Source organism: Bradyrhizobium sp. Pha-3, from assembly GCF_042258615.1.
Classification (GTDB): Bacteria; Pseudomonadota; Alphaproteobacteria; order Rhizobiales; family Xanthobacteraceae; genus Bradyrhizobium.
The window spans coordinates 8686836-8704965 of the sequence record NZ_CP170152.1; the positions used below are offsets into that span (position 1 = coordinate 8686836).

Consider the following 18130-nt stretch of genomic DNA (forward strand, 5'->3'; position numbering starts at 1 on the left):
CGCCCTAAACTTGCCATCAAGCTGCCGCTGAGATTTGATGCTGCTGAGCGCGATCAGCAAAAGTGGGTACCGGTTTTGCGTCCGATCGCGCTCAAGTTAAAAGTGGCGCATGATCTGATCGCCAAACCGCTCACACTTTGGCGGATCATGCGCATTTGGGTGGAGCAACCATTGGCCGCGCGCCACAAGGAGAGCTGTGCATGACGAAACTTCGTCACCTGGTCTGGATGTTGATCGCCACGGGCGCGCTCGTGCTGTCGACGTCGCAAGGCTTTGCCCAGAGCCGCCCGGACGCCGACGAGCCGGGCCTGATCGCCGACGACGGCTACGAGCTCGATCCGGAATGGCAGAAGCAGGTCGTCTACTACCGGACCAATGAGGCGCCGGGCACCATCATCGTCTCCACCGCCGAACGCCATCTCTACCTCGTGCAAGGCAACGGCCGCGCGCTCCGCTACGGCATCGGCGTCGGCCGCGACGGCTTTCAATGGCAGGGGCTGGTGACCATCACCCGCAAGGCCGAGTGGCCGGATTGGACCCCGCCGCCGGAAATGATCGCCCGCCAGCCCTACCTGCCGCGCTTCATGGCCGGCGGCCCGGGCAATCCGCTCGGCGCGCGCGCGATGTATCTCGGCACCACGGTGTACCGCATCCACGGCACCAACCGGCCCGACACCATCGGCACCGCGATCTCGTCCGGCTGCTTCCGCCTGGTCAACGCCGACGTCGCCGATCTCTACAACCGCGTTCCCGTCGGCACCAAGGTGATCATCCGGCAGAAACCCGAACTGTAATCTCGACCCACCCGCCTTCGATATCCGACCTGTTTTTCCCCGATCATTCGCGAGAGAGAACCCATGCGTACATTTCGAGGCGGCCTGACGATCGGGCTCGCGGTCGCCGCACTGGTTGCGGCCGCCGCCATCACCTATGAGCGTTACGACACCCGCACGCTGAAGCGCACCGTCCGACGCGGCGATGTGCTGTGCGGCGTCAACAAGGGCCTGCCGGGCTTCTCGATCCCGGATGACAAGGGCAACTGGACCGGCTTCGACGTCGACTTCTGCCGCGCGGTGGCCTCGGCGATCTTCGACGATCCGACCAAGGCGAAGTTCGTTCCGCTCGACGCCAGCGAACGCTTCAAGGAGCTGCAGAACCGCAAGGTCGACATCCTCTCGCGCAACTCCACCTGGAGCATGTCGCGCGAGACCAATTACGACCTCTATTTCCCGGCGGTCGCCTATTACGACGGCCAGGGCTTCATGCTGCCGCGCTCGCGCAACATCGATTCCGCGCTCGACCTGAACGGCAGCAAGGTCTGCGTTCAGGCCAACACCACGACGCAGCTCAACCTCGCCGACTATTTCCGTGCCAACAACATGAAGTACACGGAGATGAAGTTCGACAAGCTGGAGGATGTCGTGAAGGCCTATGACACCGGCCAGTGCGATACGCTGACGTCGGACGCCTCGCAGCTCTATGCGCTGCGGCTCAACCTCTCCAAGCCGAACGACCACACCATCCTGGCCGACATCATCTCCAAGGAGCCGCTGGCACCGGTGGTCCGGCTCCGCGACGACGACTGGATGATGATCGTGAAGTGGACGCTTTACGCCATGATCAATGCCGAAGAACTCGGCATCACCTCGAAGAATATCGACGAGGCGCTGAAGTCGAAGAAGCCGGAAGTGATGCGGCTGGTCGGCACCGAGGGTTCCTATGGCGAGGATCTCGGCCTGACCAAGGACTGGGCGGTCCGCATCATCCGCCATGTCGGCAATTACGGCGAGGTCTACGACCGCAACGTCGGCGCCGATTCCAGGCTGAAGATTCCGCGCGGCATGAACCAGCTCTGGAACGCCGGCGGCGTCCAGTACGCCCCGCCGATCAGGTAACGGCGCGTAGCCAGGCCACAGCCGCCGCCACATACAACGCCGTCGTCCCTGCGAAAGCAGGGACCCATACGCCGCGCCCCATCCGCTCAAGCACAACCGTCTCTGGAATACTGGATCGCCCGGTCGAGTGCCGGGCGATGACAGTGTGTTGCGTGGCGACGCCAAGGCGTCCGCCTCAGTACCCCTTGCCGCTCGCCAGCTGGTCGGTGTGGAAATTGCTGTCGCCGAACAGTTCCTGGCAGACGCGGGCGCGCTTCATGAAGAAGCCGATGTCGAACTGGTCGGTCATGCCCATGCCGCCATGCATCTGCACGCCTTCCTGGACGGCCAGCGTCGCGGTGGTGCCGGCGCGCGCTTTGGCCACCGCGACAGCGGTTGCAGCCTTCTCGATATCCGTATCGAGCGCCTGCAACGCCTTCAGCACGGCGGCGCGGGTGATCTCGATATCGATGTAGAGCTCGGCGGCGCGGTGCTGCAGCGCCTGGAATTCGCCGATAGCCTTGCCGAACTGCTTGCGTTCCTTCAGATAGGTCACGGTGCGGCCGAACACCTCTTCGGAGAGGCCGACCATCTCGGACGCGACCGCGCCGCGGCCGATGTTGAGCACGCCCTCGAGCAGCCCGCCCCCCTGGTCGACCTCGCCGAGCACGCTGTCGGCGTTGACCTCGACATTGTCGAACACGATGCGCGCCGCGTTGTGCGAATCGACCATCGCCGTGCGCTCGATCGCGAGCCCCTTGGCCTTCGGATCGACCAGGAACAAGGTCAACCCGTTCTTGTCGCCGGCGCTGCCGGCTGTGCGCGCCGCGACGATCAAAAGATCAGCGGTGTGGCCGTCGACCACAAAGGCCTTGTCGCCGGACAGCTTGAAGCCGTTGCCGGAACGCGTGGCCTGCAGTTTCGTCTGCAGCGGGCGATGCTTGGCGCCCTCATCGATCGCGAGCGCTGCGAGCAGCGAGCCGTCGGCGATTTTCGGCAGATGCTGCGCCTTCTGCGCCTCGCTGCCGCCGCGCGACAGCGCCGAGGCCGCAAGCACCGAGGTCGCAAGGAATGGCGACGGCATCAAGGTGCGGCCGATCTCCTCCATGACGATGCCGGCCTCGACGCAGCCAAGCCCGCTGCCGCCGAACTGGTCCGGCACCAGGAGGCCGGAGAAGCCCATCTCGGCAAAGGTCTTCCAGAGCTCGCGCGAGAAGCCGGTAGAGTCCTTGCTGTCGCGCAAGGATCGCAAATGCGCCACCGGCGCCTTGTCGCTGATGAGTCCGCGCGCACTGTCGCGCAGCATGGATTGTTCTTCGGTGAGGACGAGGGCCATGGATGGATCCGATAAATCTGATGTTGTTCGTTCAAGCGAATTTCAAGGGAACGTCATGCCCGGCCTTGTGCCGGGCATCCACGTCTTGTGCCAGCCGCGACAAAGACGTGGATGGCCGGGTCAAGCCCGGCCATGACGGCGGAAAGACTTCACGCCCCCGGCATATCGAGGATGCGCTTGGCGACGATGCCGAGCATCACCTCCGAGGTGCCGCCCTCGATCGAATTGGCCTTGGTGCGCAGCCAGGCGCGCGGGCGGGCGCCGCCTTTGGAGCGGTCGCTCTCCCATTCCAGCGCGTCAATGCCGCCCGCCGACATCAGGATCTCGTAGCGCCGCTTGTTGAGCTCGGTGCCGTAATATTTCATCGCCGAGGAGAACGCCGGATGCGATTGCCCGGCCTTGGCGAGATCGACCGCGCGCTCCGCCGCCGCGGCGAGCGCGGCCTCGTCGACCTCGAAATTCGCGATCTGGCTGCGCAGCTGGGCGTCGTCGAGCCGCCCTTGCGCGTCCGCGCCGACCGAGTCGGCGGCGATCTGGCCGAGCGGACGGCCGACGCCGCGCTCGCCCATGCCCGAGATCATCGCGCGCTCGTGCTGCAGCAGATATTTCGCGACATCCCAGCCGCGGTTGACGGTACCCACGACGTGCGATTTCGGCACGCGGACATTGTCGAAGAAGGTCTCGCAGAACGGCGAGTAGCCCGAGATCAGCAGGATCGGTTTCGTGGAAACCCCCTTCGACGTCATGTCAAAGAGAATAAAACTGATGCCGTCGTGCTTCTTGGCGGCCGGATCGGTACGCACCAGGCAGAAGATCCAGTCGGCATAGTTGGCGTAGGATGTCCAGATCTTCTGGCCGTTGATGATGTAGTCGTCGCCGTCGCCGACCGCGCGGGTCTGCAGCGAGGCGAGGTCCGAGCCGGCATTCGGCTCGGAATAGCCCTGGCACCAGCGGATCAGGCCGGCGGTGATCTTCGGCAGATGCTCCTTCTTCTGCTCCTCGGTGCCGTATTTCAGCAGCGCCGGTCCGAGCATCGAGATGCCGAACGAGGTCAGCGGCTGGCGCGCGCCGATCGCCGCCATCTCCTGGCGCACGATCTTGGCTTCCTCGCCGTCGAGGCCGCCGCCGCCATATTCCTTCGGCCAGTGCGGCACGGTCCAACCTTTGTCGCGCATCCGCTCGAACCAGACCCGCTGCGCGTCCGACGAGAATTTCGTGTTGCGGCCGCCCCAGAAGGTGTCGCCATCGGAGGTCATCGGTTTGCGCATCTCCGCCGGGCAGTTCTGCTCCAGCCAGGCGCGGGTCTCAGCGCGGAATTTCTCGAGGTCAGCCATGGTGCGTTTCCAGTAAAAAATCGTCGAATTGGAATCGACCTTAGCCCCGCGCGGCCGCGGAGTTCAATATGCCTCGCAGCCGCGCCATGCTCTGGCGTCGCTACTCACCTCACGCGATCGGGTGTATCGCCGAGACGGGGTAACGCTTGAAAAACAAGAGGAAACGGACATGCGGCTAAAGCTGCTTTCGCCTAGCGAAATGAACCCCGCCCAGAAAGAAACCTACGACGAGTCGATCGCCGGCAAGCGCGGCGCGCCACCGGCGCCGATGATGGCCTGGCTCAACAGCCCGGAAATGGCGCGGCATGCCACACGGCTCGGCGAGGTCTTGCGCTTCGACACGATCTTTCCCGCGAAACTGTCGGAGATCGCGATCCTCGTCACCGCGCGGCACTGGACCGCGCATTACGAATGGTATGCCCACAAGCGCCTCGCGCTGAAAGGCGGCCTCGACCCGAAGATCATCGAGGATATCCGCGTGCGCCGGACGCCGACCTTCGAGGACCCCAAGGCCAGGGTGATCTACGACGTCGCCAAGGCGCTGCACGAAGGTCACGGCCTGCCGAAGGCACTGTATGACGAGGCGATCGAGGTGCTGAGCCAGCGCGGCCTGGTCGAGGTGATCGGCCTCTGCGGCTACTACACCATGGTGTCGATGACGCTGAACACGTTCGAGTTCCAGCTGCCGGGCGGCGAGTTGTCGGAGCTTTGCTAGGCTGAGCCGGCCGTGGCGCCGTTCGGAAACGCTGCGTTTCAGGATGGATTGCTCCGGCCCCGGCAAATCCGGACTATATCAGGCGGCGAAGCCTTGCCCCTGCCGGCAAGGCATTGATGCCGACGGAGCCAGGCCATGCCGGAAAATCCCCCCATTATCGCGGGCACGCGGATCGGGCATGTCCACCTCAAGGTGGCCGATCTCGAGCGGGCGCTAGGCTTCTATTGCGGCGTGCTCGGTTTCGAGCTGCAGCAGCGCATGGGCGCGGATGCGGCCTTCATCTCGGCCGGCGGCTATCACCACCACATCGGCCTCAACACCTGGGAGAGCAAAGGCGGCCGGCCACCGCCGCCCGGCACCACCGGCCTGTTCCACACCGCCATCCTTTATCCGACCCGCCCGGCGCTCGCCGACGCGCTGCACCGTGTGCTGTCGGCCGGCATCCAGCTCGACGGCGCCAGCGACCACGGCGTCAGCCAGGCGCTTTACCTGCGCGATCCCGACGAGAACGGCGTCGAACTCTACTGGGACCGCCCCGCAGCCGAATGGCCGCGCAGCGCGGACGGCAAGCTTTCGATGTTCACGCGGCGGCTGGACCTGGAAGACCTGCTGAAGCAGCGCGTGGCGTAATTCCGCAAGCCGGAAGGAGTCTTGTAGCCCGGATGAAGCGCAGCGTAATCCGGGGTTCGCTCCATGGGCGATACTGTTCCCGGATTGCGCTTCGCTCCATCCGGGCTACGAACTTACTACGGGTTCAGCGACAGGCGTGTCAGCCAGCCAGCCGCGTAGAGCCCAACGCCGAACACCGCATGCGTCAGGAGGCTCTGCAGCCGCGCGGCCCATGGACGGGGCGTTCGGCTCGCGGCGACGCCGGCCCCCATTGCGGGCTGCATCACCAGGAACGGCGCGGCCACGCTGCCGATCCCGACGATCAGAGCCGGAGCGATGGTGGGCTGCCGCGCCCAATCAAGGCCGAAGAACGCAAGCAGCATTCCGGCAAAGCCGATCCCGATCAGATAATGCGCGACCCATCCGATCACCCGTTCGCCCGCGACCGGCGGCGACGTGGCGATGCGCTCGTGGCGCAGGCGGCCGGATACGAGATGGCCGAGCCAGCGGCCGACCAGGGTATAGTCCAGCGAGGGAATGCCGAGCAGATGCTTGCGCACCATGCCCCAGATGTCCATCACGATGGTCGCGCCGGTGCCGATCAGCATCGCACTTGTCGCAAATTCCACGGCGTCAGCCATGCGCAGCCTCCACCGGTGCTCGCGCCGCGACCATCCAGCAGGCCGCGGTGAAGCGAATTTCGCTGCCGTGGATGTAACGATCGAAGGCGCCACGCACGGCCTCGATCACCTGCGTGCGGCGCGGCTCTTCCGTCCCCTGCAGCATCGTGCCGACCGGGCCGAGCCAGCTCACGTAGCGCGTCAGTTCCGATGCCGGGAAGCGCAAGGCGACATCGATCGGCTCGATCGCGATCGCGCCCCAGCCGCTGTCCTGCAGGATTCGCCCGACCCGCTCCCGGTCAGCGAAGCCGAACTGCCCCGGCGCATCGGGACGCCGCGCCGGAAGATCCGGCAGCAGCGGCTTTGCCGCCCGCTCCGCCGTCGTCATGAACGGGTTCTCGGCGGCGCCGCGCCACGCGATGAAGCGCAGCGCAGCACCCGGCCGGGCCGCGCGGCGCAAATTGGCGAAGGCCCGCACCGGATCGGCAAAGAACATCACGCCGAGACGCGAGATGATCATGTCGAAACTCGCCGGCGCAAAGCCATGGGTCTGCGCGTCGGCGCAGATGAAGTCGGCAGGCAGCGCTTCCCGCTCCGCGCGGGCGCGAGCCGCCGCAATCATCGGTTCGGAAATGTCGATGCCGGTGCAATGCCCTTGCGGACCGAGGACTCGCGCAACGGCGAATGTCGTGGCGCCCGTGCCGCAGCCGATATCCAGCACATCGCTCGCCGCGGCGGCGGATACGGCCCGAACGAGCAGCTCTTCGAGCGGCTTGAACATCCCTTCCAGCACGTTGCGGGTCTCGACCCAGGCGCGTCCGGCGGCGCCGTTCCAGAGTTTGGCCTGCTCGTCGTCGGCCTGCGATGCGATACTCATGATCTCGTCCTTTGGCTATTTGCCTGTCCTGATGCTTGCCTTAAGCCAGCGCCTGGCGGCACACTGCCAGTTCAAGTGAACTTGAGGTCAAGGCCATGCGGGACATCGACATCGCGGAGGTGGCGCAACTGTCGGGCGTTCGCGCCTCGACGTTGCGCTTCTACGAGGAAAAAGGACTGATCGCCTCGCATGGACGGCGCGGGCTGCGCCGCCTGTTCGATCCGGCCGTGCTGGACCGGCTGGCGCTGATCGCGCTCGGGCGCGCCTCCGGCTTCTCGCTCGACGAGATCGCGAGAATGTTCGCGCCCGACGGCAGGCCGCGTATCGACCGGAAATTGCTCGCGGCCAAGGCCGACGAACTCGACCGCACCATCCGCCGGCTCAACGCGATGCGCGACGGCCTGCGCCACGCCGCCGTCTGTCCCGCGCCGAGCCACATGGAATGTCCGACCTTCCGCCGCCTGCTGCGGGTCGCAGCGGCGGGGAAGATCGGCGAGAAGAAGGTGAAGAAGTCGCGACGCAAGTCGGGATCGTAGCCCGGATGAAGCGCAGCGAAATCCGGGGTTCTCTCTATGAGGTGATACTGTTCCCGGATTGCGCTGTGCTTCATCCGGGCTACTTGCCCTTCGCCATGATCGCCGCCGCCGCGATCAGCTCGAGGCCGATGCAGCCGTAGAACGGCAGCGTGTAGCTGCCGGAGAGATCGTGCATCAGTCCGATCACGCCGGGGCCGAAGGCGTAGGTGATCTGGTTGATCGCGGTGATCAGGCTGACCAGGACGCCGAATGCACGCGGGTCGAATTCGCGCTGCACGATCAGCGCCGGCAGCGTGATGAGATTGCCGACCGAGAAACCGAACAGCGCGCAGGCGGCGATCTGCGCGATGTCGTTGTGCACATTGATGATAATGACGAGCGCGATCGCCTGGCTGACAAAGGACAGCGCCGACGCCAGTCGCTGATTGAGGCGGTCGATCACGAACGAGAAGGAGACGCGGCCGACCACCGCCATCGCGGTCAACAGCGCCATCGCCACCGTCGCGCGCTCGCGCCCGATGACCTGATCGAGATAGGCGATCAGATGCACGATGAAGCCGACCTGGGCGAACAGCACCAGCGCGAAGGCAATCGAGACCGAGAGGAAACGGATGTCGCGCAGCGCCCGGGCGCGCACCTGGGTCGCCGACGGCGCATCGGCCGCCGCTGAAGTCACCGCGTGTAGATGCACCGGCGGCCGCCCGACGAAGATCAGGATGACAGGCACCATCACCACGACGAGCGCCACCGCGGCTGCAATCATCGCGCCGGAGAAGCCAAAATAACCGATGCCGCCAACCAGCAGCGGCACGCCGACGATGCCGCCGAAGCTGGCGCCGTTCAGCGCCAGGCTGATCGCCATGCCACGCTTCTTGTCGAACCACAGGCCGAGCGTGTTGGTGATGATGCCGAGGCTGGTGCCGGCCCAGCCGAACGCCAATAGCGCATCGGCGACATAGAGCTGCCACGGCTCGCGCACCTCGCCGATCGCAACCGCCGCGACCGCCATCGCGAGGGTGCCCGCGACCAGGCAGCTGCGCGCACCGAACGCCTTGATCGCCTCGCTGACAAAGGCAACCAGCGCGGCGCCGAACAAATAGAAGAAGGTCGTGCCCGACGAGATCAGCGACGCAGGCCAGCCGTGCAGCCGCTGCAGCTCGGCGACATAGACGCTCTGTCCATAGAAGCCCAATCCCCAGCCGAAGGTCGCAAGCAGGAAGCAGACGACGACGATGCGCCAGCCCTCGTAGCCGAGCGAGGATTCGTCATGCAGCGTCGGTGATGATGCGTCCATTTCTTGCTCTTGCTTCTCACATCGTCAGGGCCGGACCTATCCGTTCCCACGATGTGAGCAGCCTTGCAAGCCGATCATTTCGAAACCGATCGAAGTGTCAGCAATTGGCAGCAGGAGATTAGATGCTCGGGTCCGGGATTTCTTCCACCGCACGCAATTTCGCACGCCGCTTTGCGAATGAGGCGAGCGACAGCACGACGAGCCCGAGCAGCACCGGCGGAAACACCACCATGTTGACGGCGTTCCAGCCGTAATGCGCCAGCAATTGGCCCGACGAGAATGAGCCGATCGCCATCATGCCGAACACGAGGAAATCGTTGAACGCCTGCACCTTGTTGCGTTCCTGCGGTCGGTGCGTTTCCAGCACCAGCGCAGAGGCGCCGACGAATGCGAAGTTCCAGCCGATCCCGAGCACGAACAGCGTCGCCCAGAAGTGCGGCGCGGTGATGCCGGACAATCCGATCATCGCGGCCACCGCCTCCAGCGCCAGCCCGAGCGCAACAATGACGGGCGCACCGAAGCGCGCGATCAGCGAGCCGGTGAAGAAGCTCGGGCCGTACATCGCCACGATGTGCCACTGGATGCCGAAATTGGAATCGCTCACCGACAGTCCGCACATCTTCATGGCGAGCGGCGCCGAGGTCATCACCAGATTCATCATCGGATAGGCGATCACGCCGCACAGCGCGGCGGCAATGAAGCGCGGCTGCCTGGCGATCTCGAGCAGAGGGCGGCCGCCATGCAGGTCCGCGGCCGCGGGCTTCGGCGCGTCAACGCCCGACAGCACCGCCATCGCCACCAGCGCGACCAGCGCCTGCATCACGAAGGAGAACGCGAACAGATAAGGCGGCCAGATATCCATGGTCCATTGCACGAGTTGCGGCCCAAGCACGCCGGCGAACACGCCGCCGGCCATCACCCAGGACACCGCCTTGGGCCGGAACGCGACACTGGCGCCATCGGCGGCGGCAAAGCGATAGGACTGCGCGACGGCGCCATAGAGGCCGCCGAGGAAGGTCGCGCCGCAGAACAGCCAGAACGATGAGTGCAGGATCGCCCAGGCGCCGAGCGCGCCGGTCAGCGTGCCGCAGAAGGTGCCGACGATGAAAGCGACGCGCCGGCCGTAAGCGCGTGAGATCGCACCGGTCGGCAGCGTGCCGGCGGCAAGCCCGAGCACATACATCGAGAGCGGCACCGTCGCGAGCGAGATGTCGGGCGCCAGCGTCGCGCCGACGATCGAGCCGGTGGCGAAGATCACGGCCGAATTGGCGCCGGTCAGCGCCTGCGCCGCCGCAAGCCGCCACACATTGCTGCGCGCCCGCGCGTCATCGCTCGCCTCGTCCGCAGCTGTCACGTCGATCATCGGTCGTCCCGCCTCGAAGCCCCGGCGGGAGCCTCCAATCGCGCGCACTATGGAGATCAGATTCAGGCCGATCAACCGGCGCAAACGGACGTAGGCCATGCGGGAGGCGCACACGATGGCTGCGCGCAGTGTAAGGGCCGCCCCTCTCGGCCCCGTCATCCTGAGGAGCCCGCGCAGCGGGCGTCTCGAAGGATGCACGGCCACCAGCCGGGCCGTCGACCCTTCGAGACGGCCGCGCTGCGGCCTCCTCAGGGTGACGGTGAGAAAGCTTGTGCTCGATGATCAATCACCTACCGCGCAGGCTTCTTGCCCGGCCGCTTCTCGGCGCGCAGCGCGCCGGTCTTGTGTACCTTGGAGCGCGGCGCGATCGGGGCGCCGCGCGGATATCCGCCCGGCCATTCGAGCGCAAGCGAGCTCGCAAAGCCGAAGAAGCTCGAACGGCTCATGCCGAGCTCGGCGGCGCGCTTGTCGATGCGCGCGATCAGGCTTTTCGGCAGATAGACGTTCACGCGCTCGGACGGATCGGGCGGGTCGACGCCGACCATGAAGAAGGCCGCGACGTCGGAGCCCTTCGGCGGCACGATCCGCTCGATCGGCGTCGGCTCCGGCAGCGCGTGGCCCTGCTCGACCCAGCCGTCCACCGCCTGCGCCAGCGCATGCTCGGCACGCTCGATCGCCTCCTCCTGCGACTTGCCGCCGGCGACGCAGCCGGGAAAGTCGGGAAACCACGCCCCGAACGCGCCGCGCGGACCGCGCTCAAGCACGGCCGGATAAAGCCGTCTCTTCATTCTGGCCTCCGTCGTTGAAGTATGCTATTTCACACACCTTGGTGTGTCAAATGACACAACACTTGAAATCGCAGGAGAGCGCGGCCATGGACCCGCAAGCGCGCCGGAGCAGATCGCGCGCTCCGGCGCGGTGTTCCGTGTCCGGCGCGAGGGCGCACAGTATCAAGCCACCTGGATCTCACCGGTCGCGATCATTCCGTACGACGGCGGCCGTGACGAGGAGTCGGAAAGGGCTTTGGCCGAAGCCTTCGCGCGCGGCGGCTGGCAGAAGGTGACACGGCTTTATCGCGATGCCGGCATCCCCGACGAGCGTTGCTGGCTGCGCGGGGATGGCTGGTGCCTCGCCTATGATTGAGGTGCATCCTTTCGGACAAACATCAGGATCATGTTGTTGGCCGGCAATTCGAACGTCGCGGCCAATCGCAGTTCGACGCCGTCAGCGAGCCGTTCAAGATCGGCGATGTCGCGCACGCCCCATTCGGCGTCGCGTTCGCGCAACGACGTGTCGAACACCGCGTTGCTGAGCGCGGTGTGCTTGCCGCCGCGCTTGAACGGGCCGTAGAGGAACAGCCGGCCGTCGGCGCGCAAATGCCGCGCGGCGCCGGCGAACAGGCCCTCGGCCACCCGCCAAGGCGCAATGTGGATCACATTGGCGCAGAAGATCGCGAGCAGCTTGTCCGGACCTTTGCCGTCCGATGGGGTCGGCGACCAGGCGGGGGCGGACAGATCGATCGGCTGCGGCTGTCGGATGTTGGCAAGCCCGGCATGCACGCGCCAGGCCTCGATGCTGCGCAGATGCGCCGCATGGAGATCGCTCGGCCACCAAATGATGTCGGGCGTCTGGCGGGCGAAATAGACGACATGCTGGCCGGTGCCGCTGCCGGCCTCCAGCACGTCGCCGGACTGGCCGGCAAGGTAGTCCTTCAGGACCGCCCAGATCGGCTGGTGATTGCGGTGGAACGCTGCCGCGTCGAGCCGCCCGTCCGCCTCGACCGTGCCGTCTTTGCCGAACTCCACCACAAACTCCGCCACCATGCTTCTCCTTTAGTCGAAAGTAGACCGCGCCGCCGCAACCGGCAAATGCGGAACCAGCATCGTGAAACTGCCCAACCCGTCATCCTGAGGAGCGCGTAGCGCGTCTCGAAGGATGCACGGCCCCGATAGTGGCCGTCGACCCTTCGAGACGCGCGCAAGAGCGCGCTCCTCAGGGTGACGGGTTTGATCTCGTCTTTGCTGCGTGCTGTTCTGGCATTAACCCCGTCGCAACGCGCCTATTCTCCGAGTTGCCAGCCGATGGCCTTTGTGCTTTTCACTCTTTATATTGCGATGGGATCATCGAGATTGAAGCCCGGGAAACGTCCTTGATCGCCACTTTCTCCAAGCCAGCCCTCGTTCTGGCGCTGCTGGCCGGCATTGCCGTGGCCGCACCCGCACAGGCCCAATCCGCCACCGAGGGCCAAAAGCTCGCCTTCGACCGCGGCAAGGGCAATTGCCTGACCTGCCATGTCATCAAGGGCGGCGAGCTGCCCGGCACGATCGGCCCCGAGCTGACCGGCCTCAAGGCGAAATACAGCCGCGACGAGCTGATCGCGATCGTGACCGACGAGACCAAGCGCAACCCGCAAACGGTGATGCCGCCGTTCGGCCGAAACCGGATTTTGAGCGAGAAGGAAATCAGCGCGGTGGTGGACTTCCTGCAGACGCTGTGAGGCCGCAACCGTCGCTTGAGGAGATTTTTTTGATGAGCATCACGACCAGCGAATTTCTTGGGAACCGCCGCCTGGTACTGAAGGGCGCGGGCGTCGCCGCACTGATCGGTCTTGGCGTCATTCCGTTCGACGTGCCGCAGGTGCTCGCCGCCGCCAACGACAAATATCCGGAAGAGGCGTTCAAGCAGAAGAACGAGGCCGATGCGATCAAGGCGCTCTACGGCAAGACCGCCGAGCCTTCGGACAAGGTCAAGATGGACGCACCCGAGATCGCCGAGAACGGCGCGGTCGTGCCGATCTCCGCCACCACGACGCTGGCCGACGTCACCTCGATCTCGTTCCTGGTCAGCGAGAACCCGATCTCGCTGATCGCGACGTACAGGCTTCCGGCCGGCACGCTGCCGTCCGTCGCCAACCGCATCAAGATGGCCAAAACCAGCAACGTCACCGTGATCGTCGAGGCCGGCGGCAAGCTCTACAGCGCGAGCAAGGAAATCAAGGTCACCGTCGGCGGCTGTGGCGGCTGAGCGCGCATGATCCGGAAAAGTGGGAACCGGTTTTCCGATAAGATCATGCGCAAACAACAGGGATAAAATCAGATGGCATCGAGCATTCGCGTGCGCGCCACGTCAAACGGCGACACCACCGAGGTGCAGGCGCTGATCCAGCATCCGATGGATTCCGGCTTCGTCAAGGACGCCAAGGGCGAGATCATTCCGCCGCACTTCATCCAGGTGCTGACCTTCGAGTATGACGGCAAGCCGGTGTTCGTCGCCGACTGGGGCGGCGGCGTCTCCAAGGACCCGTATGTCAAGTTCGCCTTCAAGGGCGGCAAGAAGGGCGACGACCTGAAGGTCAGCTGGGTCGACAACAAGGGCGCGACCGACACCACGACGGCGAAGATTCAATGACGCGGCGCTTCGCAATCCGCGCCCTGGAGCGTTTTCGAGCGAAGTGGACGCCGGTTCGCGTGAAGACAACGCGTCAAAACAAAAATCTGGTCGCGACGCTCGCGCTCGGCGTGCTGGCGCTGGCGCCGGCCGCGCATGCAGCCGGCAGCGTCGATCCCGCCGCCGACAAGGCCGCGTTCCAGAAATTCTTCACCAGCAAATTCCCCAAGCTGAAGCTCGAGGATTTCGTCAACGGTCCGTATTCGATGAACGAGGACCTGCACAAGCAGTGGGAAGAAAAGGAACAGTTTCCGCCCTACGAGTTTTCGCTCGAGGCCGGCAAGGAAATGTTCTCGACGCCGTTCAAGAACGGCAAGACCTATGCCGACTGCTTCCCGAACAAGGGCATCGGCATCCGCCAGAACTATCCTTATTTTGACGAGAAGGAAGGCAAGGTCGTCACGCTCGAGCTCGCGCTCAACCGCTGCCGCGAGGCCAACGGCGAGGCGCCGTTCTCCTATGTGAAGGACGACATGGCGGCGCTCACCGCCTACATGGCCTTCACCTCGCGCGGCAAGCCGATGGACATCAAGATCCCGAACGATCCGCGCGCGCTGGAGGCCTATCAGAAGGGCAAGGAGTATTTCTACACCCGCCGCGGCCAGCTCAATTTCTCCTGCGCCACCTGCCACATCCAGAGCCCGGGCGAACGGATCCGCGCCGAGGTGCTGGCGCCGGCGCTCGGCATCCTGAACGCGATGCCGATCTACCGCTCGGAATGGTCAGGAATGGGCACCACCAGCCGCCGCTTCACCACCTGCAACAGCCAGATCCGCGGCGTGCCGCTCAATCCGCAGGACGACGAGTACCGCAACCTCGAATACTATTTGTCCTATGTCAGCAACGGCCTGCCGATCTCGGGGCCGGGAGCAAGGCCATGAGCGCGGCCATCAGAGCCACCTTCGCGGCATCGGCCCTGCTGATCGCAACGGCGACCGGCGCCCTCGCCGCCTCCGAGGCCGACTACAAGGCGGCCTACGCCGCGGCTGAGGCCGCCAACAAGGAAGCAGGCCTGCTGCGCAACCAGTGGACCACGACGGCCTCGACGCTATCCGCCGCAAAAAAGGCCGGTGAGGCTGGTGATTTCGACACCGCAGTCGCCCAGGCCAAGGAGGCCGAGGCGCTGGCAAAGGCATCGATCTTCCAGGCCACCAGCGAAAAGGAACGCTGGAAGGACATGGAAGTTCGCTAAAGGCGCGCAGGCCACGGGGGCCGCGCGGAGAGAGTGATGATCATCCGCCGCCGGGATTTCCTGAGAGCTTCGGCCGCCGCAACGCTTGTGGCCGGCCTGCCTCGCCTCGCGCGCAGTGCCGATACTGCCAGCGTCTACGACTTCGAACGCTTCGGCAACGCCCGCATCCTGCACATGACCGACACGCATGCGCAGCTGAAGCCGGTGTTCTTCCGCGAGCCCGGCGTCAATATCGGCGTCGGCGCGATGGCCGGCCAGCCGCCGCATTTGGTCGGCAAGGCGTTCCTCGACCGCTTCGGCATCCGGCCCGACAGCGCCGACGCCTATGCCTTTACCTGCGTCGAGTTCGAGAAGGCCGCCGTCCGCTTCGGCCGGCTCGGCGGCTTCGCCCATCTGAAGACGCTGATCGACAAGCTGCGCGCCGATGTCGGCGAGAAGCGTTCGATCCTGCTCGACGGCGGCGACCTCTGGCAGGGCACCGGGCTCGCTAACGCCATGAACGGCGCCGACATGGTGGAGGCCGCCAACCTGCTCGGCATCGAGGCGATGACCGGGCATTGGGAATTCACCTATGGCGAACAGGTGCTGCGCGACAATCTCTCCCGCTTCAAGGGCGAATTCCTGGCGCAGAACGTATTCCTGACCGAGGAAGCCGCGTTCAACGACGCCAAGGCGTTCGATCCGGCCTCGGGGCGGGTGTTCAAGCCGTCCACGATCAAGGAGATCGGCGGCCACCGCGTTGCGATCATCGGCCAGGCCTTCCCTTACGTGCCGATTGCGCATCCCAAGCGCTTCACGCCGGACTGGAAGTTCGGCATCCGCGACGAGGAGCTGCAAAAGCTTGTCGACGGCCATCGCAACAACGACAAGGTCGAGGCGGTGATCCTGCTGTCACATAACGGCATGGACGTCGACCTCAAGCTCGCGAGCCGCGTCACCGGGATCGACGTCATCCTCGGCGGCCACACCCACGACGCGATCCCGATCCCGATCACGGTGACCAATGCCGGTGGCGTCACGCTGGTCACCAATGCCGGCTCCAACGGCAAGTTCATCGGCGTGCTCGATCTCGACCTCGCCAAGGGCAAGGTCGCCAATGTCCGCTACCGCCTGCTGCCGGTGTTCGCCGAGCTCCTGAAGCCCGATCCCGCGATGCAGACGCTGATCGACAAGATGCGCGATCCGCATGTCGACGAGTGGAGCGACAAGCTCGGCACGGCCGATCGTCTGCTCTACCGCCGCGGCAATTTCTCCGGCACCGTCGACCAGCTGATCTGCGATGCGCTGCTGAACGAGCTCAACGTCGAGATCGCGTTGTCGCCGGGCTTCCGCTGGGGCCTCACCACGCTCGCCGGCCAGCCGCTGACCATGGAAGACGTGCTGTCGGAAACCGCGATCACCTATCCCGAGACCTACGTCGCGACCATGACCGGCAGCCAGATCAAGGATGTGCTGGAAGACGTCTGCGACAATTTGTTCAACGTCGATCCCTATTATCAGCAGGGCGGCGATATGGTCCGCGTCGGCGGCCTCGCCTACACCTGCACGCCGGGCGAAAGCGTCGGCAAACGCATCACCGAGCTGAAGCTTGGCAACGGCAAGCATCTCGAAGCCACCAAGCATTACAAGGTCGCGGGCTGGGCCTCGGTCAACCAGCAGAACGGTGCACCGGTCTGGGACGTGGTGGCCAAGCATCTGCGCTCCGGCCGGCCGCCGAACCGCGACGAACCCGGTGTGACGCTGAAAGGCGTCGAGGACAATCCGGGCATCGCGAGGCACCGATGAGGCGGCGCGCGTTCATCGCCGGGCTCGGCCTTGCGGCGTTCGCGCTGGCAACGCCGCTCGCCCGCGCCCAGCTCGCGCCGTTGCAGGACAAGCCGTTCGCCGAGCACAAGGTCGTGCTGCAGCTCTCCGACAACGATCCGAAGAAGCAAGGCCTCGTCATCAGCGTCGCCAACAATCTGATGAAGCATTACGACCCCGACAAGGTCGCGGTCGAGATCGTCGCTTTCGGCCCGGGCATCGACCTGCTCAGACCCGACAATGCCAACCGCAAGCTGGTCGAGAGCCTGGTCGCGCAGGGCGCGCGGGTCGACATCTGCCTCAATACCGTCGACACGATCGAGCGCGACACCGGCGAGCGGCCGGACTACATCGCCGCCGCCACCCCCGTGCAGGTCGGCGTCGCGCAGATTTTGTTCCTCACCGAGAACGGATACACGCTGGTCCGTCCCTAACCCCGCCGTCATTGCGAGCGAAGCGAAGCAATCCTTGCTTTGACGCAAGGACAGAATGGATTGCTTCGTCGCTTCAGCGCAAAATTGCATTGCAATTTTGTCGCGAGCTCCCGTGCGCAAACGCTATTGCGTTTGTCGCAGACAATGACGGGGAGAGCGGCAGTCACATGAGAGATCCTGCCATGCTTCGCCGTCTCGCCGCCGCCGCCGTGCTTTCGCTTGCCTTCACAGCGAGCGCACCCGCCGCCGACAAGCTGCACCACATCGCGATCCAGGTCGACCAGAACGACCCGCAGGTCATGAATCTCGCGCTCAACAACGCGACCAACGTGATCGAATATTACCGCGCCAGGAACGAGGACGTAGACGTCGACATCATCACCTACGGCCCCGGCCTGCACATGCTGCGCAGCGATACCTCGCCGGTGCAGGACCGCATCAGGCGGCTCAAGGAGCTCGTCTTCCCCGGCAAGATCCAGTTCTCCGCCTGCAACAATACCAGGCAGGGCATGGAGAAGGCCGAGGGCCATACGATCTCCGTCGTCCCCGACGCCACCATCGTACCGTCGGGCGTGGTCCATCTGATGGAGCTGCAGGAGCAGGGCTGGAGTTACGTCCGGCCGTGAGGCTCCAAAACTGCGAAGCATAGCCCGTCATCCTGAGGAGCCGCGAAGCGGCGTCTCGAAGGATGCACGG

Annotated in this window: 22 protein-coding genes; 14 read left to right on the top strand and 8 right to left on the bottom strand. The window is 65.1% G+C overall.

Going from position 1 to position 18130, the window contains the following annotated elements; all coding sequences use genetic code 11:
- The first annotated feature begins 200 nt into the window (after window positions 1-200).
- Together ACE10Z_RS40620 and ACE10Z_RS40625 are read left to right on the top strand one after the other, a co-directional pair.
- The gene (locus ACE10Z_RS40620) at window positions 201-794 is read left to right on the top strand and encodes a L,D-transpeptidase (RefSeq protein ID WP_229199275.1); all 594 of its coding nucleotides are present in this window, start codon (window positions 201-203) and stop codon (window positions 792-794) included.
- Window positions 795-857: 63 nt separating this feature from the next.
- Window positions 858-1895, top strand: a complete 1038-nt coding sequence (locus ACE10Z_RS40625; protein ID WP_298378829.1) for an amino acid ABC transporter substrate-binding protein — start codon at window positions 858-860, stop codon at window positions 1893-1895.
- 175 nt (window positions 1896-2070) lie between these two features.
- Here ACE10Z_RS40625 and ACE10Z_RS40630 read toward each other — a convergent pair whose 3' ends face one another.
- Both ACE10Z_RS40630 and ACE10Z_RS40635 read right to left on the bottom strand, forming a co-directional pair.
- Window positions 2071-3210 carry an acyl-CoA dehydrogenase family protein gene (locus tag ACE10Z_RS40630; protein WP_375785687.1) on the bottom strand — a complete coding sequence of 380 codons (1140 nt, stop codon included), beginning with the start codon at window positions 3208-3210 and terminating at the stop codon, window positions 2071-2073.
- Between the two features lie 149 nt (window positions 3211-3359).
- On the bottom strand, window positions 3360-4544 hold the full coding sequence (locus ACE10Z_RS40635; protein WP_375785688.1) for an acyl-CoA dehydrogenase family protein: 1185 nt from the start codon (window positions 4542-4544) through the stop codon (window positions 3360-3362).
- Between the two features lie 169 nt (window positions 4545-4713).
- Between ACE10Z_RS40635 and ACE10Z_RS40640 the strand changes: the two genes are divergently transcribed.
- Window positions 4714-5259: a carboxymuconolactone decarboxylase family protein gene (locus tag ACE10Z_RS40640; protein WP_375785689.1), complete on the top strand. Its 546-nt coding sequence runs from the start codon at window positions 4714-4716 to the stop codon at window positions 5257-5259.
- Window positions 5260-5394: 135 nt separating this feature from the next.
- Entirely contained in the window at window positions 5395-5889 is a 495-nt protein-coding gene (locus ACE10Z_RS40645) for a VOC family protein (RefSeq protein WP_375785690.1), read from the top strand.
- Between the two features lie 116 nt (window positions 5890-6005).
- On the opposite strand, the gene ACE10Z_RS40650 is transcribed toward ACE10Z_RS40645, so the two are convergent.
- Both ACE10Z_RS40650 and ACE10Z_RS40655 read right to left on the bottom strand, forming a co-directional pair.
- The gene (locus ACE10Z_RS40650) at window positions 6006-6509 is read right to left on the bottom strand and encodes a DUF2938 domain-containing protein (RefSeq protein ID WP_375785691.1); all 504 of its coding nucleotides are present in this window, start codon (window positions 6507-6509) and stop codon (window positions 6006-6008) included.
- Entirely contained in the window at window positions 6502-7365 is an 864-nt protein-coding gene (locus ACE10Z_RS40655) for a class I SAM-dependent methyltransferase (protein ID WP_375785692.1), read from the bottom strand. The genes ACE10Z_RS40650 and ACE10Z_RS40655 overlap by 8 nt, the downstream gene beginning before the upstream one ends.
- Window positions 7366-7460: 95 nt before the next feature.
- Here ACE10Z_RS40655 and ACE10Z_RS40660 point away from each other — a divergent pair, with 95 nt between their 5' ends.
- Window positions 7461-7901, top strand: a complete 441-nt coding sequence (locus ACE10Z_RS40660; RefSeq protein WP_375785693.1) for a helix-turn-helix domain-containing protein — start codon at window positions 7461-7463, stop codon at window positions 7899-7901.
- 79 nt (window positions 7902-7980) lie between these two features.
- Here ACE10Z_RS40660 and ACE10Z_RS40665 read toward each other — a convergent pair whose 3' ends face one another.
- The 3 genes from ACE10Z_RS40665 to ACE10Z_RS40675 form a co-directional block, all read right to left on the bottom strand.
- Window positions 7981-9195, bottom strand: coding sequence for an MFS transporter (locus tag ACE10Z_RS40665; protein ID WP_375785694.1), 1215 nt, complete (start codon window positions 9193-9195; stop codon window positions 7981-7983).
- Between the two features lie 118 nt (window positions 9196-9313).
- On the bottom strand, window positions 9314-10558 hold the full coding sequence (locus tag ACE10Z_RS40670) for an MFS transporter (protein WP_375785695.1): 1245 nt from the start codon (window positions 10556-10558) through the stop codon (window positions 9314-9316).
- Between the two features lie 290 nt (window positions 10559-10848).
- Window positions 10849-11346 carry a type II toxin-antitoxin system HicB family antitoxin gene (locus ACE10Z_RS40675; RefSeq protein WP_223974706.1) on the bottom strand — a complete coding sequence of 166 codons (498 nt, stop codon included), beginning with the start codon at window positions 11344-11346 and terminating at the stop codon, window positions 10849-10851.
- A 43-nt stretch (window positions 11347-11389) separates the two neighbouring features.
- Between ACE10Z_RS40675 and ACE10Z_RS40680 the strand changes: the two genes are divergently transcribed.
- Entirely contained in the window at window positions 11390-11701 is a 312-nt protein-coding gene (locus ACE10Z_RS40680; protein ID WP_375785696.1) for a hypothetical protein, read from the top strand.
- Here ACE10Z_RS40680 and ACE10Z_RS40685 read toward each other — a convergent pair.
- Window positions 11692-12378 carry a DUF938 domain-containing protein gene (locus ACE10Z_RS40685; protein ID WP_375785697.1) on the bottom strand — a complete coding sequence of 229 codons (687 nt, stop codon included), beginning with the start codon at window positions 12376-12378 and terminating at the stop codon, window positions 11692-11694. The two genes, ACE10Z_RS40680 and ACE10Z_RS40685, sit on opposite strands and share 10 nt — an antisense overlap.
- Before the next feature lie 329 nt (window positions 12379-12707).
- On the opposite strand from ACE10Z_RS40685, the gene soxX reads away from it, so the two are divergent.
- From soxX to ACE10Z_RS40725, 8 genes are all read left to right on the top strand, one after another.
- Window positions 12708-13055, top strand: a complete 348-nt coding sequence (gene soxX, locus ACE10Z_RS40690; protein WP_375790043.1) for a sulfur oxidation c-type cytochrome SoxX — start codon at window positions 12708-12710, stop codon at window positions 13053-13055.
- A gap of 32 nt (window positions 13056-13087) precedes the next feature.
- Window positions 13088-13582 carry a thiosulfate oxidation carrier protein SoxY gene (gene soxY, locus ACE10Z_RS40695; protein WP_375785698.1) on the top strand — a complete coding sequence of 165 codons (495 nt, stop codon included), beginning with the start codon at window positions 13088-13090 and terminating at the stop codon, window positions 13580-13582.
- Window positions 13583-13654: 72 nt separating this feature from the next.
- Window positions 13655-13966 (top strand): thiosulfate oxidation carrier complex protein SoxZ, encoded by a 312-nt coding sequence (soxZ, locus tag ACE10Z_RS40700; protein WP_050419904.1) that lies wholly within the window; start codon window positions 13655-13657, stop codon window positions 13964-13966.
- An 86-nt stretch (window positions 13967-14052) separates the two neighbouring features.
- Window positions 14053-14886 (top strand): sulfur oxidation c-type cytochrome SoxA, encoded by an 834-nt coding sequence (soxA, locus tag ACE10Z_RS40705; protein ID WP_375790044.1) that lies wholly within the window; start codon window positions 14053-14055, stop codon window positions 14884-14886.
- The gene (locus tag ACE10Z_RS40710) at window positions 14883-15197 is read left to right on the top strand and encodes a hypothetical protein (protein WP_375785699.1); all 315 of its coding nucleotides are present in this window, start codon (window positions 14883-14885) and stop codon (window positions 15195-15197) included. The genes soxA and ACE10Z_RS40710 overlap by 4 nt, the downstream gene beginning before the upstream one ends.
- A gap of 36 nt (window positions 15198-15233) precedes the next feature.
- The gene (gene soxB, locus ACE10Z_RS40715) at window positions 15234-16982 is read left to right on the top strand and encodes a thiosulfohydrolase SoxB (RefSeq protein WP_375785700.1); all 1749 of its coding nucleotides are present in this window, start codon (window positions 15234-15236) and stop codon (window positions 16980-16982) included.
- A complete protein-coding gene (locus ACE10Z_RS40720; RefSeq protein WP_375785701.1) occupies window positions 16979-17434 on the top strand; it encodes a hypothetical protein in 456 nt (151 codons plus the stop codon). Before soxB ends, ACE10Z_RS40720 begins: the two co-directional genes overlap by 4 nt.
- Before the next feature lie 182 nt (window positions 17435-17616).
- A complete protein-coding gene (locus ACE10Z_RS40725; RefSeq protein ID WP_375785702.1) occupies window positions 17617-18060 on the top strand; it encodes a hypothetical protein in 444 nt (147 codons plus the stop codon).
- Window positions 18061-18130: the final 70 nt, after the last annotated feature.

What these genes read in the sequence shown, in the direction of transcription:
- ACE10Z_RS40620 (WP_229199275.1), top strand. Translation starts at nt 201, where the DNA reads ATGACGAAACTTCGTCACCTGGTCTGGATGTTGATCGCCACGGGCGCG.
- ACE10Z_RS40625 (WP_298378829.1), top strand. Translation starts at nt 858, where the DNA reads ATGCGTACATTTCGAGGCGGCCTGACGATCGGGCTCGCGGTCGCCGCA.
- ACE10Z_RS40630 (WP_375785687.1), bottom strand. Translation starts at nt 3,210, where the DNA reads ATGGCCCTCGTCCTCACCGAAGAACAATCCATGCTGCGCGACAGTGCG.
- ACE10Z_RS40635 (WP_375785688.1), bottom strand. Translation starts at nt 4,544, where the DNA reads ATGGCTGACCTCGAGAAATTCCGCGCTGAGACCCGCGCCTGGCTGGAG.
- ACE10Z_RS40640 (WP_375785689.1), top strand. Translation starts at nt 4,714, where the DNA reads ATGCGGCTAAAGCTGCTTTCGCCTAGCGAAATGAACCCCGCCCAGAAA.
- ACE10Z_RS40645 (WP_375785690.1), top strand. Translation starts at nt 5,395, where the DNA reads ATGCCGGAAAATCCCCCCATTATCGCGGGCACGCGGATCGGGCATGTC.
- ACE10Z_RS40650 (WP_375785691.1), bottom strand. Translation starts at nt 6,509, where the DNA reads ATGGCTGACGCCGTGGAATTTGCGACAAGTGCGATGCTGATCGGCACC.
- ACE10Z_RS40655 (WP_375785692.1), bottom strand. Translation starts at nt 7,365, where the DNA reads ATGAGTATCGCATCGCAGGCCGACGACGAGCAGGCCAAACTCTGGAAC.
- ACE10Z_RS40660 (WP_375785693.1), top strand. Translation starts at nt 7,461, where the DNA reads ATGCGGGACATCGACATCGCGGAGGTGGCGCAACTGTCGGGCGTTCGC.
- ACE10Z_RS40665 (WP_375785694.1), bottom strand. Translation starts at nt 9,195, where the DNA reads ATGGACGCATCATCACCGACGCTGCATGACGAATCCTCGCTCGGCTAC.
- ACE10Z_RS40670 (WP_375785695.1), bottom strand. Translation starts at nt 10,558, where the DNA reads ATGATCGACGTGACAGCTGCGGACGAGGCGAGCGATGACGCGCGGGCG.
- ACE10Z_RS40675 (WP_223974706.1), bottom strand. Translation starts at nt 11,346, where the DNA reads ATGAAGAGACGGCTTTATCCGGCCGTGCTTGAGCGCGGTCCGCGCGGC.
- soxY (WP_375785698.1), top strand. Translation starts at nt 13,088, where the DNA reads ATGAGCATCACGACCAGCGAATTTCTTGGGAACCGCCGCCTGGTACTG.
- soxZ (WP_050419904.1), top strand. Translation starts at nt 13,655, where the DNA reads ATGGCATCGAGCATTCGCGTGCGCGCCACGTCAAACGGCGACACCACC.
- ACE10Z_RS40710 (WP_375785699.1), top strand. Translation starts at nt 14,883, where the DNA reads ATGAGCGCGGCCATCAGAGCCACCTTCGCGGCATCGGCCCTGCTGATC.
- soxB (WP_375785700.1), top strand. Translation starts at nt 15,234, where the DNA reads ATGATCATCCGCCGCCGGGATTTCCTGAGAGCTTCGGCCGCCGCAACG.
- ACE10Z_RS40720 (WP_375785701.1), top strand. Translation starts at nt 16,979, where the DNA reads ATGAGGCGGCGCGCGTTCATCGCCGGGCTCGGCCTTGCGGCGTTCGCG.
- ACE10Z_RS40725 (WP_375785702.1), top strand. Translation starts at nt 17,617, where the DNA reads ATGCTTCGCCGTCTCGCCGCCGCCGCCGTGCTTTCGCTTGCCTTCACA.